Annotated in this window: 13 protein-coding genes; 8 read left to right on the forward strand and 5 right to left on the reverse strand. The window is 41.7% G+C overall.

Translation table 11 applies throughout. From position 1 onward, the window contains the following. Positions 1-299: 299 nt before the first annotated feature. The 6 genes from B3297_RS14350 to lipB all read left to right on the forward strand — a co-directional run bounded on the left by B3297_RS14350 (position 300) and on the right by lipB (position 10,452). Positions 300-3,359 (forward strand): SusC/RagA family TonB-linked outer membrane protein, encoded by a 3,060-nt coding sequence (locus B3297_RS14350; RefSeq protein ID WP_070561322.1) that lies wholly within the window; start codon positions 300-302, stop codon positions 3,357-3,359. Between the two features lie 96 nt (positions 3,360-3,455). Beyond that, on the forward strand, positions 3,456-5,126 hold the full coding sequence (locus B3297_RS14355; protein WP_070561324.1) for a RagB/SusD family nutrient uptake outer membrane protein: 1,671 nt from the start codon (positions 3,456-3,458) through the stop codon (positions 5,124-5,126). Positions 5,127-5,398: 272 nt separating this feature from the next. Next, the gene (locus tag B3297_RS14360) at positions 5,399-5,824 is read left to right on the forward strand and encodes a hypothetical protein (protein ID WP_070561326.1); all 426 of its coding nucleotides are present in this window, start codon (positions 5,399-5,401) and stop codon (positions 5,822-5,824) included. Between the two features lie 65 nt (positions 5,825-5,889). After that, complete coding sequence (gene recG / locus B3297_RS14365) at positions 5,890-7,995, forward strand: ATP-dependent DNA helicase RecG (protein ID WP_201640024.1); 2,106 nt, start codon at positions 5,890-5,892, stop codon at positions 7,993-7,995. A 510-nt stretch (positions 7,996-8,505) separates the two neighbouring features. Beyond that, entirely contained in the window at positions 8,506-9,696 is a 1,191-nt protein-coding gene (gene hflX / locus B3297_RS14370) for a GTPase HflX (RefSeq protein ID WP_286779058.1), read from the forward strand. Between the two features lie 60 nt (positions 9,697-9,756). Beyond that, positions 9,757-10,452 carry a lipoyl(octanoyl) transferase LipB gene (lipB, locus tag B3297_RS14375; protein WP_070561330.1) on the forward strand — a complete coding sequence of 232 codons (696 nt, stop codon included), beginning with the start codon at positions 9,757-9,759 and terminating at the stop codon, positions 10,450-10,452. Positions 10,453-10,635: 183 nt separating this feature from the next. On the opposite strand, the gene B3297_RS14380 is transcribed toward lipB, so the two are convergent. The 3 genes from B3297_RS14380 to B3297_RS14390 form a co-directional block, all read right to left on the reverse strand. Beyond that, on the reverse strand, positions 10,636-11,856 hold the full coding sequence (locus tag B3297_RS14380; protein WP_204990869.1) for a hypothetical protein: 1,221 nt from the start codon (positions 11,854-11,856) through the stop codon (positions 10,636-10,638). A gap of 218 nt (positions 11,857-12,074) precedes the next feature. Further along, the gene (locus B3297_RS14385; RefSeq protein ID WP_112375055.1) at positions 12,075-12,455 is read right to left on the reverse strand and encodes a hypothetical protein; all 381 of its coding nucleotides are present in this window, start codon (positions 12,453-12,455) and stop codon (positions 12,075-12,077) included. A gap of 26 nt (positions 12,456-12,481) precedes the next feature. Then, positions 12,482-12,898, reverse strand: a complete 417-nt coding sequence (locus B3297_RS14390; protein ID WP_070561335.1) for a hypothetical protein — start codon at positions 12,896-12,898, stop codon at positions 12,482-12,484. Positions 12,899-13,084: 186 nt separating this feature from the next. On the opposite strand from B3297_RS14390, the gene B3297_RS14395 reads away from it, so the two are divergent. Then, the gene (locus B3297_RS14395) at positions 13,085-14,431 is read left to right on the forward strand and encodes a hypothetical protein (protein WP_286779059.1); all 1,347 of its coding nucleotides are present in this window, start codon (positions 13,085-13,087) and stop codon (positions 14,429-14,431) included. 99 nt (positions 14,432-14,530) lie between these two features. Here B3297_RS14395 and B3297_RS14400 read toward each other — a convergent pair whose 3' ends face one another. After that, positions 14,531-15,169: an NAD-dependent epimerase/dehydratase family protein gene (locus tag B3297_RS14400; RefSeq protein ID WP_112375058.1), complete on the reverse strand. Its 639-nt coding sequence runs from the start codon at positions 15,167-15,169 to the stop codon at positions 14,531-14,533. Positions 15,170-15,320: 151 nt separating this feature from the next. Next, a complete protein-coding gene (locus B3297_RS14405) occupies positions 15,321-16,823 on the reverse strand; it encodes a Na+/H+ antiporter (RefSeq protein WP_239468774.1) in 1,503 nt (500 codons plus the stop codon). Positions 16,824-16,997: 174 nt separating this feature from the next. On the opposite strand from B3297_RS14405, the gene B3297_RS14410 reads away from it, so the two are divergent. Then, complete coding sequence (locus B3297_RS14410; protein WP_112375059.1) at positions 16,998-17,369, forward strand: hypothetical protein; 372 nt, start codon at positions 16,998-17,000, stop codon at positions 17,367-17,369.

A 17,369-nucleotide genomic window follows, 5' to 3' on the forward strand; every position in this document is an offset into this window, starting at 1 on the left:
TACAAGCAAATTACACCAAAAAACCTTCCGACATGTATCATTTTTGTTTCATAAAATTTTTGATTTTTGCTCAACTATAGTAAATTAGATTTTTATTAAGGGAAATCACACCGCTCTTTCTTCCTATAACTAGGTATTGAATAGCTTATACTATTATAAATAATCACTTATTTCGCCCCCCGATTATTCAATATCCCCCTCTTCTAACCAAAAATGCTAAATGGAATTAGCCCATTTCATTAGAAATTTCACCGTTATGAAAATATGTATATAAAAACTGAATATAACACATATACTATATGAATAACAAATTATACTCTACATTAAGGGTGTTAGGTATTGTTCCAACAATGCTTTTTTCAGCATCTTTATTGCACGCGCAAACCAACCAGATTAAGGGAACGGTTGTAGACGCTAAAACCAAAGCTCCTATTCCAGGTGCCACGATCAAAGTATTGGGCACTTCCAACGCAAGTTCTACGGACGTTAAAGGTGCATTCCAGATCAATGTCGATGACAAAAACCGCATATTAAACATCAGTACGGTCGGCTATGAAAACAAAACGGTAACTCTTGGTCCTGGCGAAACGACAGTGACGGTAAGTCTGGACGAACAGACACAGCAACTGGAAAGCGTGGTCGTTACTGCTTTGGGTATTAGCCGTGCACAAAAATCATTAACATACTCTACACAACAGGTCAGTGGTGACGAATTAAACAAAGTTAAAAGCACCAACTTGGCGAATAATTTAAACGGTAAAGTTGCAGGTGTTAACATTGCTTCCAGCTCTTCTGGACCAGGTGGTTCAGCAAAAGTTATTTTGCGTGGTAACAAATCGGCTTCTGGGAACAATCAAGTACTTTATGTTGTCGATGGTGTTCCGATCAACAATCAGACATTAGCAAGCCAGCCAGACAACGTTTTCGGCGGACAACGTGATGGTGGCGACCCTATTTCATTGATCAACCCAGAAGACATCGAAAATATCTCCGTATTAAAAGGAGCATCCGCGGCGGCATTATATGGTAGCCAAGCGGCCAACGGCGTTATCTTGGTAACAACGAAATCAGGTAAAAAAGGCCGCACAACGATCAACTTCTCCTCAAGTGCACAGATCGAACAGGCTGTATCGACACCTAAATTCCAAAGCCAATATGGTCAAGGTTCAGGTGGCAAAAACAGTAACACCAGTGTATTTAGCTGGGGCGACAAAACCAATGGTGCCGACTATGATAACTTAGGTGAATTTTTCCGTACGGGTAGCAACTTCACCAATTCATTGACTTTGTCAGGTGGTAACGAGAAAAACCAAACGTATTTTTCTTATGCCAATACCCTTGCAAAAGGTATTCTTCCAGAAAATGACCTGATGCGTCACAACTTCAATCTCAAGGAAAGTGCTTCATTCTTTGATAATAAGCTGACCGTTGAAGGAAGTGCCAATTACATTACGCAAAAATTAGATAATGCACCTACTTCAGGTTTCTATTATAATCCATTAGTGGGAACCTACCTATTACCTCGCAGCTTAAATATTGCGGATTATAAAAATTTCGAAACGTTCAACACAGGCCGTAATCTTTATGATCAAAACTGGTTTACACTTTCGGACGACGAAACCACCCAACAAAATCCTTGGTGGATTATGAACCGTAATTCAACACGTTCAACACGTAATCGTTTGCTCTTGAATGGTAGTGCGAAATACAAAATTGCACCTTGGATCAGCGTGCAGGCCCGCGGTAGTGTAGACCGTACCAGCGAAGTATGGGACCGGAAAGCTTATGCCGGCACACAGCACATTTTAGCGCGTGAAAATGGAGCTTATAGCTATACCAATACCACGATCACCCAACAATACGGTGATTTAACGGCCAACATGAACTTTAATATTGGCGATAAATTACAAATTACAGGATTGGTTGGAACGAGTATCACCGACTGGAAAACAGAAGGTACAGATTTTACCAGCGGCAAAGATGGACTCAAAGTTCCCAATCAGTTCTTTATCCAAAATACGACAACTCCGGTCACTTCGACATTGTCTGCAAACCGAAGACAATTGCAATCGGTATTTGCATCGGCTAACTTAGCCTATGACAACTGGATTTATTTGGATCTGACTTCACGTTGGGATTGGTCGAGCACATTGGCCTATACACCACAAAACCCATACGCTTATCCATCGGTCGGTTTGGGCATCGTCTTGAACGACAAGCTTAATCTACCTGAATTTGTGAATATGGCCAAAATTCGGGGTTCATACGCAAAAGTCGGAAATGATCTTCCTCCTTACACTACCTTGCTTACCAACCGGGTAGACCCATATGCGGTACTAACCGTGAATGATATTGCCTTTTTGAAGGAATTAAAACCAGAAAAAACGGCTTCCTTGGAGATCGGTACGGAATGGCGCATGTGGAATAACCGTTTGAATGTGGATGTTACTTATTACAAAACAAACACTACCAATCAGTTTTTCAAAATTGCAGCTGGAAATGCATCCCTCAACAACATGTATGCAGTTAATGCCGGCGACATTCAAAATCAAGGGGTAGAAGCATTGGTATCATTGGATGCGATCAGAAATGACAATTTTAAATGGACAACCAGCCTCAACTTTACGTATAATAAAAACAAAATTGTAAAACTTGCTGACGGTATTTCTGAATTTACCCTAACAGGTGAGGGACGTAATAATTTTGCATCTAAATTGCAAGTAGGTGGTTCTTTCGGAGACATCTATGGTCAAGATTTTATACGTGACGACCAAGGAAGGATTCTTATTTCCGAGGACGGTATTCCGCAGAAAAACAACACCTATACCAAACTTGGGAATTCAAACCCAATTTGGCAAATGGGCTGGAATAACAGTTTCAATTATAAAAATTTCAACTTAAGCTTCCTGATCGATGGTAAATTTGACTACGAAGTGATGTCCGTGACGCAAGCGTTGCTTGACGGTTACGGTGTCTCGAAAGCGAGTGGCGACGCCCGTGCCAATGGCGGTGTTAGCATCAATGGGGTTACACCAAGCGGTAAAGCCGTAACAACAGTGGACGCCGAAAAATGGTACACTTCCACGGCTGGTATGGGTCCGGTTAGCAGCCAATATATTTACGACGGAACGGTTGTGCGGTTGCGTGAATTGACTTTCGGTTATGACTTCAATATTAAAGACAGTTTCTTCAAAAAACTTCGCGTAAATGCTGTAGGAAGAAACCTATTCTATATTTCGAAAAAGGCTCCATTCGATCCTGAAGTAACGATGTCTACAGGTAATTCCTTAAGTGGGGTGGATATCTTTATGATGCCGGCAACACGTAATTATGGTCTTACACTAAATGCGACTTTCTAAACGACCAACAATGAAATATCCCTCGTTAAAAAACACATATATCGGTAAAAATGACGAGGATATTTTATATAGTCTTAAAATACAAACGATTAAAAGATGAAATTTAACATAAAAAACATATCCAAGTTCTCACTCGCTTTTTTAATGCTTGGCGGCACCTTAAGTAGTTGTACCAAGAATTTTGAGGACTATAACAAAAATAACATTGGCGTTACGGATGAGGATTTAAAAGGTGATGGCCAAGATCTTGTCATTTTCTTGCGAAATGCACAGATGTCTATTTACAATTTCTCGGGCGCGGGCGATCCCAATTCCTATCAGGTACAACAGAATCTAAATGCGGATGTATTTTCAGGTTTCTTCATGTCTCCTACTCCGTTTAATAGCGGGCAGAACAACCTGAATTACGCCATGGTAAATGGATGGAATGGAGAACCATTTAAAGTACTCTATTTGAATGTTATTAAATCTATTGAAAAGCTAAAAAGCAATGGACTTGCAGAGACTTACCCTGCATTATGGGGTTCGGCTTTGGTGATCAAAGTAGAAGCTGCCAGCCGAGTGACAGATATCTATGGTCCTATCCCCTATAGTAAAGTAGGCACCTCCAATACTGTTCCATACGACAAACAATCCGATGTATATGCTGCTTTCTTCAAAGAGCTCGATGAGGCTGTAACAGCATTAAAATCATACAAAGCGGATAGCCCAATGGCTGCTAAAATAGACCAGATCGATTTGGTATTTCCGAATACCGATAATCAGGTCAGATTTAAAAATTGGCTAAAAATCGCCAATTCGTTACGTCTTCGTTTAGCGATGCGTTTGGTTAAAATCGATGCAACTTTAGCAAAAACACAAGCTGAAAAAGCATTGGATCCAGCAAATGGCGGTGTATTGGAAAGTAATAGCGAAAACTTCAAGATCACTGTACCAGCAGACGGAACCTACAGCAACCCACTTTGGTTTATTTCCAAAAACTGGGCTGACACGCGTATCAATGCGACACTTTCGTCTTATATGACCGGATTGAACGACCCTCGTATCTCTAAGTATATGTCTCCCGTCATTAAAGACGCAACAACAACAGCTTTCGCGGGAAAATATATCGGAATCCGTGCAGGAGCAGACGGCATCGAAAAGGATAAATACCAAAAGCTATCGGCATTGAATACTGAAGGTACAACGCCAACTTTCGTAGCGACTACAGCACCGATATTAATGACTGCTGCTGAGGTTTACTTCCTCCGTGCCGAAGCAGCATTGAGAGGTTGGAACAATGCTGGGGGAACAGCGCAATCACTTTATGAAAAAGGAGTGGAAACGTCCTTTACACAATGGGGTGTATCAGCTGGGTTAAGCACTTATCTCAATGATAATACAAGTAAGGCAGCGGCTTACGAGGATCCTTTCAACGCGAAGAATAACGCAGCTTCACCTAGCGCACTGACCATCAAATGGAATGAGGGCGCTACCAACGAAGAAAAATTGGAACGTATCATTACGCAAAAATGGTTGGCGATCTTCCCTGAAGGACAAGAGGCCTGGAGTGAATTCCGCCGTACAGGATATCCGCGTCTATTCCCTGTTGTGGTCAACAATAGCGGTGGACTGATCGACACTAAAATACAGATCCGTCGTTTACCGTTCCCACAAAATGAATACAATACAAATGCAGCTGAAGTACAATCTGCAATCTCCTTGTTGGGCGGACCTGACAACGGCGGTACCAGACTTTGGTGGGATGTAAATAAGGGTAATTTCTAATCAAGAGATTAGCCGAGATAAATCTCAAAAAGGGGCAATCCATAACTGGATTGCCCCTTTTTTATGATGTCTTGAAAGTTAATCAAAATTTCCAGATTGTTGTAACTATATTACAAAGTCAACTAAATAATGTTGTTTTAAACCTACAATACAACAGAAATCATCCACAAAAGATTTCAAAATCAAATTTCTCTTAACAAAAACTTAATAGAAAGTTCCTGTAGCAGAGATAAAGAATTACCCGTTTGATTAAAAAAACCAAGAAGAATATTATGAAAAATCTCTCAATCCTGGGTTTTATCACCCTCCTGGCATGTTGCATGCTATTTGTTGTTTGTAAATCAGAATCACATTTAGAAAATCCCTACAAGGACAAAACAGAAAAGGAACTCGAATCCCTATCCGATGAAAAATACAGTAAAATCATTGCCTTTGCGAGCCCTAAAGCATGTTCTGATGCCACAGAATGGGAAATGATAGAAATACGGACAGTATGTGGAACAAGTTACCTCCCCTATCATAAATCGGTAGACAAAACAACCTTGCAAAACATGATCAATGACAACAACCGACTAATGGAAATATACCAACCAATGATGGCGCCCAAAATAAATTGTATATCTTATCGCAAACCATTGGGCGTGATCTGTAAAGAAGGAAAAGCGGACATTAAATATGAAGAATCCGCTTCAAAATAGTTACTCGAGCCTAAGAAACAGCTCCATAAACGCATAAATTTTTCGTAATTTAGCCATCAAGAAGAATGGCTGAATTACGTTTAATTACCCCGATAGAATACCTCAAAGGTGTAGGTCCACAAAAAGCAGATGTACTCAAAAAAGAGCTACAGGTATTTACGATTGGTGATCTATTGACACAGTATCCTTTCCGTTATATCGACCGTACGGAGTTTCATAAAATCCGGAAACTTCATCCCGATATGATGGCTGCACAGGTGCTGGGCCGTCTGGTTTCTTTACAGCTCGTAGGCGAAAAGAGAACGAAACGTCTTGTTGGCTCATTCAAAGATGAGACCGGCTCCATGGAACTGGTCTGGTTTCAGTCCATCCCCTGGCTTCAAAAATCATTGAAAGTCGGATCCGCCTATATTATTTATGGCAAGCCGAGCGAATTCAATGGCCAGCTATCCATTACCCATCCCGAAATGGATCTGTATAACCCGCAGGTAAAACAGATCGGCAATATGAGTTTACAGCCGGTTTATTCATCGACAGAAAAACTCAAAAAGTTCAATCTGGATACCAAGGGAATCCAACGCTTACAAGAGACTGCTTTGGAAACCGTATTCCGCAGTATTGACGAATCGCTTCCCGAGGATGTGCTCACTAAACATCGCCTTATTTCCAGGCAACAGGCTTTTGCATCCATTCACTTTCCAAGCGATCAAAAGGAGCTGAACCAGGCCATCAAACGCATCAAATTTGAAGAGCTATTTTTTATTCAGCTGAAGCTGCTCAACAACAAGCAGCTCAACACACAGAAATTCAGAGGCCAGCGGTTCAATAAAGTCGGTGAAAAATTCAACACGTTCTTTAACGAGCGCCTTCCATTTCCTTTGACAGGAGCGCAAAAGCGCGTTGTGAAGGAAATCCGCATGGATACCAATACAGGTGCGCAGATGAACCGCCTGGTACAGGGCGATGTAGGTTCCGGGAAAACAGTTGTTGCCCTCATGAGCATGCTGCTTGCTGTCGACAATGGATTTCAGGCCTGTATGATGGCTCCTACAGAAATCCTGGCGACACAGCATTATCATGGACTAAAGCAGCTCGTGGGCGATGACATCGTCAATATCAAGATACTTACAGGATCCACAAGTACAAAGGAACGCCGTTTGATCCACCAGGCACTGGAAGATGGCAGCTTAGATATTTTAATTGGCACCCACGCCCTGATCGAGGATAAGGTACAGTTCAAGAACCTGGGCTTCGTTGTTATTGACGAACAACACCGCTTTGGCGTGGAACAACGGGCCAAACTCTGGCGCAAGAATGTCATTCCACCGCATATGTTGGTCATGACAGCGACACCAATTCCACGCACATTGGCCATGACCATGTATGGCGACTTGGACATCTCTGTAATTGACGAATTACCTGCTGGGCGTAAACCGATTAAGACTGTTCACTTTTTTGAAAGCTCCCGTTTACGGATGTTTGGTTTTATGCGTGAGGAGATCGCCAAGGGAAGACAGGTCTATGTGGTATATCCCCTCATCAAGGAAAGCGAAAAACTGGACCTGATCTACCTTGAAGCAGGTTTGGAGAACTTACAACGTGAATTTCCATTACCACAATACAAGATCAGTATTGTTCATGGCAAGATGCCTGTAAAGGACAAGGACTTTGAGATGCAGCGCTTTGTCAAACACGAAACACAGATTATGGTTGCCACTACCGTTATCGAGGTGGGCGTTAATGTTCCCAATGCATCGGTGATGGTCATTGAAAATTCCGAACGATTTGGACTATCCCAGCTGCATCAATTACGTGGCCGTGTAGGCCGTGGTGCTGAACAGTCTTTCTGTATTCTGATGTCGGGCAATAAGCTGAGCAAAGAAGGACGATTAAGGCTGGATACCATGGTGCGTACCAATGACGGATTTGAAATTGCAGAAGTCGATCTACAGTTACGTGGCCCGGGCGACATCTCCGGCACGCAACAATCGGGTGTACTTGACCTCAAGATGGCGAATCTGGCGACAGATCAGGCATTGCTTACAGAATGCCGCAACACGGTCATTGCTATCTTCAAAGAAGACCCAACGCTACAAAGCGAAAAGAATCAGTTGCTGCGAAGCTTCCTCGCCAGAAAATCAGATGGCATTGCCTGGGACAAGATTTCTTAATCGCATGTCATTTTCGAAATAAAAAGCGGGGCCAGCAAATAAATCGATAACGTGTTTAAGTGAATAAATAGAGCGCATTGGGATCTAAAGGCCACTCGTCAACATAAATAGGATACGAATTGTTTTTATTAGTTCTTGAAGACAATTTATCTTTTTTGTATATAAAACCAAATTTATTTACTTTTGCATCATTATGAACATGATATAGAAAAATATCCCTTCTTTTACTAGGCAAAAGATGGCGACCGAACGCTTACATATTTTGAGTTGCCCTGGTAAGCAAATCACAGGAAATTTATTGGTTAATGGAGAATTATGTCATAATCGGCATCAGTCTTGTGTGGTTTACAAACGCATAAATTCTTAAATTTACCTTTTCAAACAAAAACCGGGCTTACAAGCTCATTGAAAATAATTTAAAAAGTGAACGTATAACAAGAGGTAGGCAATAGCATACATTGCAAAGCTTAATGACCTCCCTACTTCACTTGAAAGACTTAATAGTACAAAATGGCCAGAATTAAAATACACGATACAGCAATAAAACCCGAAACAGCCGTCTTGGTGAGTGTGATCACGCCAAGTGTGACGGAGACAAAAGCAAAGGAATATTTGGAGGAACTTGAATTTTTGGTACAGACTGCCGGTGGCGAGACCAAAGGCATGTTTACACAGAAACTGGGCTTCCCAGATCGCTCTACATTTGTCGGCAGTGGAAAGCTGGAAGAAATAAAAGCATACGTTGAAGCGGAGGAAATTGACATCGTTGTTTTCGACGATGAGCTTTCACCTTCGCAGCTGCGTAATATTGAGAAAGAATTGAAACGCAAGATATTGGACCGCTCCAACCTTATCCTGGACATCTTTGCCCGACATGCCAAAACTGCACAGGCAAAGACACAGGTCGAATTGGCACAGCTGCAATATCTATTACCACGTCTGACCCGTATGTGGACCCACTTGGAACGTCAGCGCGGGGGTATTGGTATGCGTGGTCCGGGTGAGTCACAGATCGAGACCGATAGACGGATCATCCTGGACAAGATTTCCCTGTTCAAAGAACGCCTAAAAGCAATCGACAAGCAAAACGAGACACAACGAAAAAACCGTGGCGAGATGATCCGTGTAGCTTTGGTAGGTTACACCAATGTCGGAAAATCAACGATCATGAATATGATCTCCAAGTCTGATGTACTGATCGAGAATAAACTTTTCGCAACATTGGATACGACGGTACGTAAAGTTGTGATCGACAACCTTCCTTTTTTGCTTTCAGATACCGTCGGTTTTATCCGCAAACTACCACACCACCTGGTGGAATGTTTCAAATCCACATTGGATGAAGTTCGGGAAGCCGATGTCCTGATCCATGTGGTCGACATTTCGCATCCGAATTTTGAGGATCACATCCAGGCGGTAAACGAAACATTGAAGGATCTTAAAGCACTTGACAAACCGGTGATTACAGTGTTCAACAAAATTGACCTTTATAAACCGGCCGTCGAAGAAGGACACGATGGTGAGGAAATCGAGGTCACGTTGGATGACTTTCGTAATTCCTGGATGGCAAAAAATTCTGATCCAGCAATCTTTCTATCAGCAACGAATAAAACGAATATCGAAGAGTTCAAACAAAAACTTTACGATATTATTGTGAAAATGCACAATGAACGCTACCCTTACAATAACTTATTGTATTAATTTTGATAAACAATGCTGTTAACGGGCCTTATACCTGTTCACAGCTTAATAAAATACGAAATGAACAAAGAGGTGCAGTTTCAAGATTGGGGCCTTGTCGATTATCAGGAAGCCTGGGACAGACAAGAATCCATCTTTAAGGGCGTATTGGACATCAAACATGACAATAGAGTCAATGCAACAGCAGCAAATACCCCAAATTACTTGATCTTTACAGCACATCCCCATGTTTACACCTTAGGGAAAAGCGGGCACGAGGAATACCTGCTCCTAGATGAGAAAGGACTGGAAGAGAAAGAGGCCAAATTCTACAAGATCAACCGTGGTGGCGACATTACCTATCATGGTCCAGGACAGATTGTCGGTTATCCGATACTGGATCTCGACAACTTCTTTACGGATATCCATCTGTATCTGCGTACACTGGAAGAAGCTATCATATTGACCTGTGCGGATTATGGTATCGAAGCAGGGAGATATCCCGGGTTTACGGGAGTATGGATAGAACCGGATAAACCAACTGCACGCAAGATCTGTGCAATGGGCGTGCGTGCTTCACGCTGGGTGACCATGCATGGCTTCGCATTCAATGTCAATACAGATCTTGATTATTTCGGCAACATCATTCCTTGCGGCATCGACGATAAGGATGTAACGTCTTTAAAACGGGAGCTTGGCAAAGAAGTTGATATGGAAGACGTGAAAGGGAAACTTAAAGGCCATATTGCCCAACTCTTTGAAATGCAAATAGTGTAATTTAAGTTTTCAATAACATACAAAGGCCCTTTGAAAGCGGAATTTTAATCTCCTTTCAAAGGGCCTTACTTTTTTGAGCATCCCTGTTCCTCATGGTTAATAAAACCCCTACTAAAGACACAAACGAGGGACATTTTCAGACACTTGGAGGTCTTTACGTGACCCCGACGCTATTTCCGAATATCAACAATAATACATACACTCATAGCTGGCGAGTTTCCCATCAACAAATCTGAAAATAAATAATCCTGCATCGCCATTTTGAATATAGAAAGTATGTGGCGTTGAAATCCAGTCTGCCGAAAGCAGTTCACCAAAGTGGTTTACAAAGTCTCTTTCCGCATAATTGGCATCCATCCGCTGGTCCCCCAACACAATAGCTTCACCCGCACTAAAAAATAGCTTATACAAGGTTCCGACCACTTTGCCTTTATAATTTTCTTCAAAGGCAACGATCATATTCGGTGTTTTATAATAATACCGCGGCTCCCAGCCACATTCGGGCATATCGGGGATTTCGGTAACCCCCTGCAGCGCCAGTTGCTTCATTTGTCCATCTGTGATTTTACCATCAAATAAAGACACTCCTTTCCATTCGAAATGGAAGTTTAAGGCCTTCAGTTTCTTTGCGTACACTTCGGACTGGAACTCATGTTGAAATTTATCGGCCATTAACAGTTCAAAATCGATATCAACCTTGGGGTCCACTTTTCCCGCTTTGTCGTAAGATTCCTTCCAATAGGTAAGCGCCTGTTTTAACTTGGAATACTTCGTCCAGCCGATTTCACGTAGACGGCCTGCCTGTATCAGTTCTTCCTCCTGGTCCTTCCCTTTGACAGCCAAATATTCTTTAAGGACCTTGTCATAGCTTAACTCAGCACCCAAAAATTTCATCTGAATGTACTCCGGATTTTCATGGAAGTGGTCTCCGATGTAGACCCATCCATCTGTGTAGAGCGGCACATAATCGATACATACCATTTCATTGAGCCCCGCCCTACGCACAGCGGTACTTGTGGTATTGGGTGCCTTACGCACGCGCAATTGCGAGACCTGTACATAGAAATGTGGGCATTGAGCGCCTTCGGTTCCGCGATAGAAATATTGTTGTGGTTCTCCGGCAGACCTTTTTCCATCCATGGCACTTTTCAGAGGCTGACGGTCTATAAAACCGATATCCCCATTATTCACCTGCACTTTGTAATGCGTGTTGGTGGAATCCAACAGATACACAGGTGCCTCTGTTGGAAAAACTCCCAAGAGGTCTTTATTATTTCCTGCTTCACGGAAAAGGTGCCCCCATGTTGAGGTATAAAGTGGCCGTTGACCCGCTGGCTGTCCTACTGCGTGATGCACAAACCAACTAACAAAAAAGCAGAGTATGAGTAATCCTTTTTTTGGCATAAAATTAATTCTTTGAATACATGACCAGTGGTCGCTCCATTGCGATCAACAGCAGGGAACGAGACATCAATAAATGCAACAGAAACTTTTCCTGGCTACCGGTCAAACACGCACCGTTGCAATAACGAAATTAAAACAAAAAGGAGGCCAATGAAATCACCGGAATCAGGTATTTTTTTGGGCAGGAGATTGTTTGGTTTCTAAACTACGCAATGTGGCTATTTGCGCTGTAATAAACTTACCTGACCTTCCAATGAGAGGATTGTTTTTTCCTGTGCCTTGACCGTTTGCTCTAAGGCATTGACCAGCTGTTTATAAATACCAAGACCTTCGGCAGTGACATGAGCTTTTTCGGCAGGTAGAGCACTGAGAGCCCCCTTCTCATCCTTTCGCATCATAGTCCCTTCACCCATGAGCAACCAAGCTGGGCTAATGTCAGGATGTTTGGACAATATAGCCACCATAGCATCTGAACTGAGTGCAGTATTTTTCTGCCCTCCCTTAAAGTTTGCATAGGAAAGTTGCACATCTTTGAAAAATTCGGTCTTACTGATGCCTTTGGTTTCAGCGATCAGCAGCACACGTTCCTTTACATTCACTTATAGCTTTTTTAAATGTTGGCTGTTTATTTATTTCTTAACGATTTTATTTCTTGCTCTTGAATTGACAATAATCGCTCCAACGAAATAATTGTCTTCTCCTGAGATTTAATTGTGATATTTTGTGACGATATAACCTGTCTTAAGGAGTTGACAACGGCATTAGTAACGCCCTCAATTTCATTTGTCACATAACCCTCCTTTTCTTCTTCCTGAGCAAGAACGGGCTTTAGCATCTCACCTTCGCCTTTTAACAACCATTCGGAAGAATATGCAGGATATTTTTCAACAATACTAACTAACCATTTCGCCTGTACATCTGTATTGTTGGTTAAGGCACGTGTAAATACTCCTCTACTAGCTCCAACGGCAGTTTCAAAGGCTGTCACGCTCAGTCCTTCTCGATCTGCAATAACTTTAATTCTCGTTAAAAAAGAACTCATAATCAATAATTATCAATATAAAATTTGATTAATTGAAAATTAGTGTTTAAATTAGCTTAACTATTGATAATTATAAACACATCATTCACCAAAAACTAACAAATGAAACCAACAGGGCTATAGATCAGTGCACAGATCATTATGAACCCAAGCAGCAGTTTCATCAACTTTAAAACATATAATCTGATGAAAAATACGCAAAAGAAACTAAAAGCGAAACATTTTCGCTATTTAACCCAAGAACACATCGACGATCCGATGAAATATCTCATTGGGTTCTTTGAAAGCGAAACATCCATACGTGACTGGTTAGCGGACCTAAATACGCTAATTAACGCGGCTTCAAACGCAAAGATGAACCCACCACGTTCCTCTACCGGATATCTCACTAGAAAATTAATTGAACAGGTGGAATTGGCCTATGTTATTTTTAGGAAATGTAAACTAAAAACAATAGAACAACCGCTGAAGTTCAACAAAGGCGTTTCAGACTACTGGAATCAGCTATTAGCAATAGACTCATCGGCAAGCAATATTGATACTGCAGCAGACAGCATTAGCCGTTTTTTTTCTTACGAGTCTTTACAACAATGGTACAGCATTCTTGATGATTTATGGATAAGTTTAGGAGACCGAGATAAAGTTGAAAATTACAAAAATAACAATGATATATACAAAAAAAATTATTGTAACTCCAATTTTCGGGATCTTATTCTTAATGCAATTGAATGTTATTGTACACCTGCTTTGGTTGCTTGTTTTGGTTATGACTCTGATTATCACAGACACCATAATGCGCTCCAAAGAGCCAAAAAGGACCACATCACCCATTCCTACTATATTTTTGTTGCTTATGAGACTTTAAATGGCGAACTCAATAATTTAACACAATTCATTGCGGATATGCTTCCCAACAATGTGTCGCTCACGCTGGCCCTGGAAAACTCAGCCGTTTTCAGCAAACAGTTTTCAAAGGGTCATCCCTTTTTTCTTTCACTCCTGAAAGCAGGTGACATCTGGTTGCAAAATACATCCATGGCCAATATCGATCTGGAAAGCATCGTTGCCCCACAGCTAAATCTAGATTATGTACGTCAACAATGGAAGACGCGCTATAATAATGCGCGCACATTATACTTGCCTTATGAGGAATACTGCTCGGCAATAAGTATAGAGGCAGTATATTTTATGCTATCTCAAGCGCTGGAACAAGTTTGTCTTGGCGTAATCAATACCGTACTTCAATACAAACCGCAACGGGTCAACCTTACTTTCCTCATGCAACTCTGCAAATTGATAGTTCCTGATGCCTACTTCATTTTTTGCTTGGATCATCAAGATCAGCTTAACGCCTTCAAAAACATTACGGAAGCACAGCAGGAATTTAGATATAATGCAAATTATAAAGGAAATCCACTAACAATTATAGAATTGCAAAAACGCACAAAAACGTTTATAGAAAGGTGTAACCAAGAGATGGAAAGCTATTTCGAGAAAATTTCTAGCCAACAGCTGGTCGAACAAGTTGAATAGAAGGCCGATTATGAAGGAATAAACCAATTATAATTATGTCAAATAATTTGCAAATAATCAGGATTATTCAGATTACTACATAAATATTTAACAAAGCGGTCAAGCAAGGGCCCGAATATCTTTAATCTCCAATATATTCTTAACGTTATCTCTTTCCACGGCATGTATCATGGCACGTCCGACTTCATGTAGGGAAAGTACTGCTGAAGGGGCAAAAAATTTGATTATTTTGGCCACAAAAGCAAAGGGATTGGCATGCTTTTGCCCTGCAACAGTCGTCATTGCTCCTGGTCTAAAGTTATACTCCTTTTTGAACGGTAATTTGGCAAGATCATTCTCTGTTTTACCCTTAACCCTAGCCCACATCACTTTGCCTTGCTCCGTACTATCGGTGCTTCCTCCGGAAACATAAATAAAACTGATCTCCGAATTGATTTCCAGCAGGGACTTTGCAAAAGCTAGTGTTGTATCATAAGTAATATAACGGTACTTGTCTTCTTTCATTCCCACAGAACTCACGCCAGCACAGTAAAAGCAGGCATCATAGCCCGCAATCGCATCTCTAAATAGCGAAAGTTTAGTAAAGTCTTCGACCAAAAGTTCCTTTAATTTTGGATGCTGAATGGCAGCAGTCCGGCGGGAAATGCTCAGCAAGGCTGTTACCTTTTCATTTTGTAGACATTCCAGCAAAACGCCTTCGCCAACCATTCCGGTGGCTCCTGTTATAATTACCTTCATATTTCAGCATGGCTCCTCATTGGAACCTTTAGTTAAAAATACATTATTACCCTGAGGCATTTATAAAATTCTATGACTAAATCCGCCGCAACCGCTCTTCTTCCAAGTCCAGTTGATATAACTGCGAACGAACAATCCCCTCGTCAATGGTCTACTCGCAGTTTAGCTTCTGAAGATACTCCCTTTGTACATCCAAAAGCTCCATAAATATCACTTTCGTTTTTTCATTCATCCACGAATCATCGGCCGCATTCACCTTTTCCTCCCAATGTTTCAAAATGCGGTCCATAACATCACGATTGTGCAGCTCTTTCTCATGTTTATCTTTTAGAAATTGGTAAACATGATGTTTCAACCCTTGCTTCATGCGACTACGGACCTGCTCTTCGGGCTCTTCTCCAAAAGTTTCAAATAGTCTAGTCCTTTTGATTAAGTAGGGTAAAGTAAGCCCTTGTATCAAGAGCGTGGATAAGATCACGACAAAGGTGATGAATAAGATCAGGTTTCGCTGCGGAATATCCACACCATTCATAAAGACAGGAATGGATAATGCTGCTGCCAATGACACCACACCACGCATGCCGGTCCAGCCCAACAAAAGAGGCATTAGAAAACGCTGTTTGGTAGATCTCGATCTTGGCGCCACACCCGGGCGAAAAATAAGGGTAGCAATCATGGCTGCATACGAGCTGATAATACGAGCAAGGATCAATACTCCCGTTACCAAAAGACCGTACCCGATGGCTTCTAACAGCGACGTTCCATTGGACCGCAAACCCGCAACAATCTCCGGAAGATCTAATCCAATAATAAAAAATATGATACCGTTCAGGATAAATACAAAACTCTCCCAGACACTCAGCCCCCGCACCCGGCTCGTACTATTGAGAAATGTCAGCCGCTGACCGGACATCAAAAGGCCACCGGCAACGACAGCCAACACCCCTGAGCTATGAAATTGCTCTGCGATCCAATACATAAAGTAAGGTTCAATCAAGGTAAGTGCAATATCCGAGGGCGCATCTGTCGGTAGACGCTTGTGTGCCTGTATAAAAAACCAACCCAATAACAGGCCAATACCCACACCACCGACCAGCATCCAGATAAAGGATACCGCAGCTTGTCCCCATACAAATTGACCTGTCCCAACAGCAATAAGAGCAAAACGTACAATGATCAAGGAAGAAGCATCATTTAATAGGCTTTCGCCTTCCAGGATCGCAGAAGTAGCTTTGGGAACTTTCACAAATTTCATAATCGCTCCTGTGCTGACAGCATCTGGCGGTGACACAATGCCTCCCAGCAGAAAGCCCAACGCTAGTGTAAACCCCGGTATATAATAATTGGCAACAACCGCGACAGAAAGTGCCGTAAAGAATACAACCAAGAAGGCAAAACTCCCGATAATACGCCACCATTTCTTCATCTCCTTAAACGAAATTGACCAAGAAGCCTCGCAAAGCAAGGGCGGTAGAAAAATGAGAAAGATGACGTCCGGATCAATCGTCACTACGGGCAAAGTGGGAATAAAACTAATGAATAGCCCCGCCAGAACCAAGAGAATGGGATAGGCTACCCGTAGTTTGGTCGCCCACATTTCGATCAATACGATGATCGCAATCATTGCGATAAATAAAGGAAATAAGCTGTGCATACTACTTCATAATCTATAGATCCGGAGATATCCTTTTCGTAGTGTAAAGATCTCAAATGGAAATTACAAAAATCACCGGGCAACCTAATTTTTTTCTGTACCCCTATTTTAACGGCACTCTGTACCTAAACAGCATCCTGTACCCTTCTTAAATTAGCAAAAAGATTTATTCTTATGGCGACAACTGCACATCAACCGTATCTGATCAGACAAGTGGATCTTTCTGATTTAGCGCTTATCAAAGAAATACAAAACAAAAAGCAGGTAGATACAGCACGCATAAGCATGCCTTTCCTGGTGCTCGACCAAGGCAATCAATTAAAAGCCTTTTCGTCTGTAATACTCTGCAGAAAGAATTTACTGTCGGTCGAAATGACCTACGACGGTCCTATTTCGGATACGCTTTCCAACGTATTTATGAACAAAGCGCAATCCTTCTTTGAGCAACAGTTGATGAACCTATTTGGTTCGGAAGAATCGCTCAGAAAAGGAATCCGCCGATATAATAACTGGTTAAATCAAAACAGAAACAGTAAATTAGCATAA

It is taken from the genome of Sphingobacterium sp. UBA3519, assembly GCF_002377215.1.
GTDB classification, from domain to species: domain Bacteria; phylum Bacteroidota; class Bacteroidia; order Sphingobacteriales; family Sphingobacteriaceae; genus Sphingobacterium; species Sphingobacterium multivorum.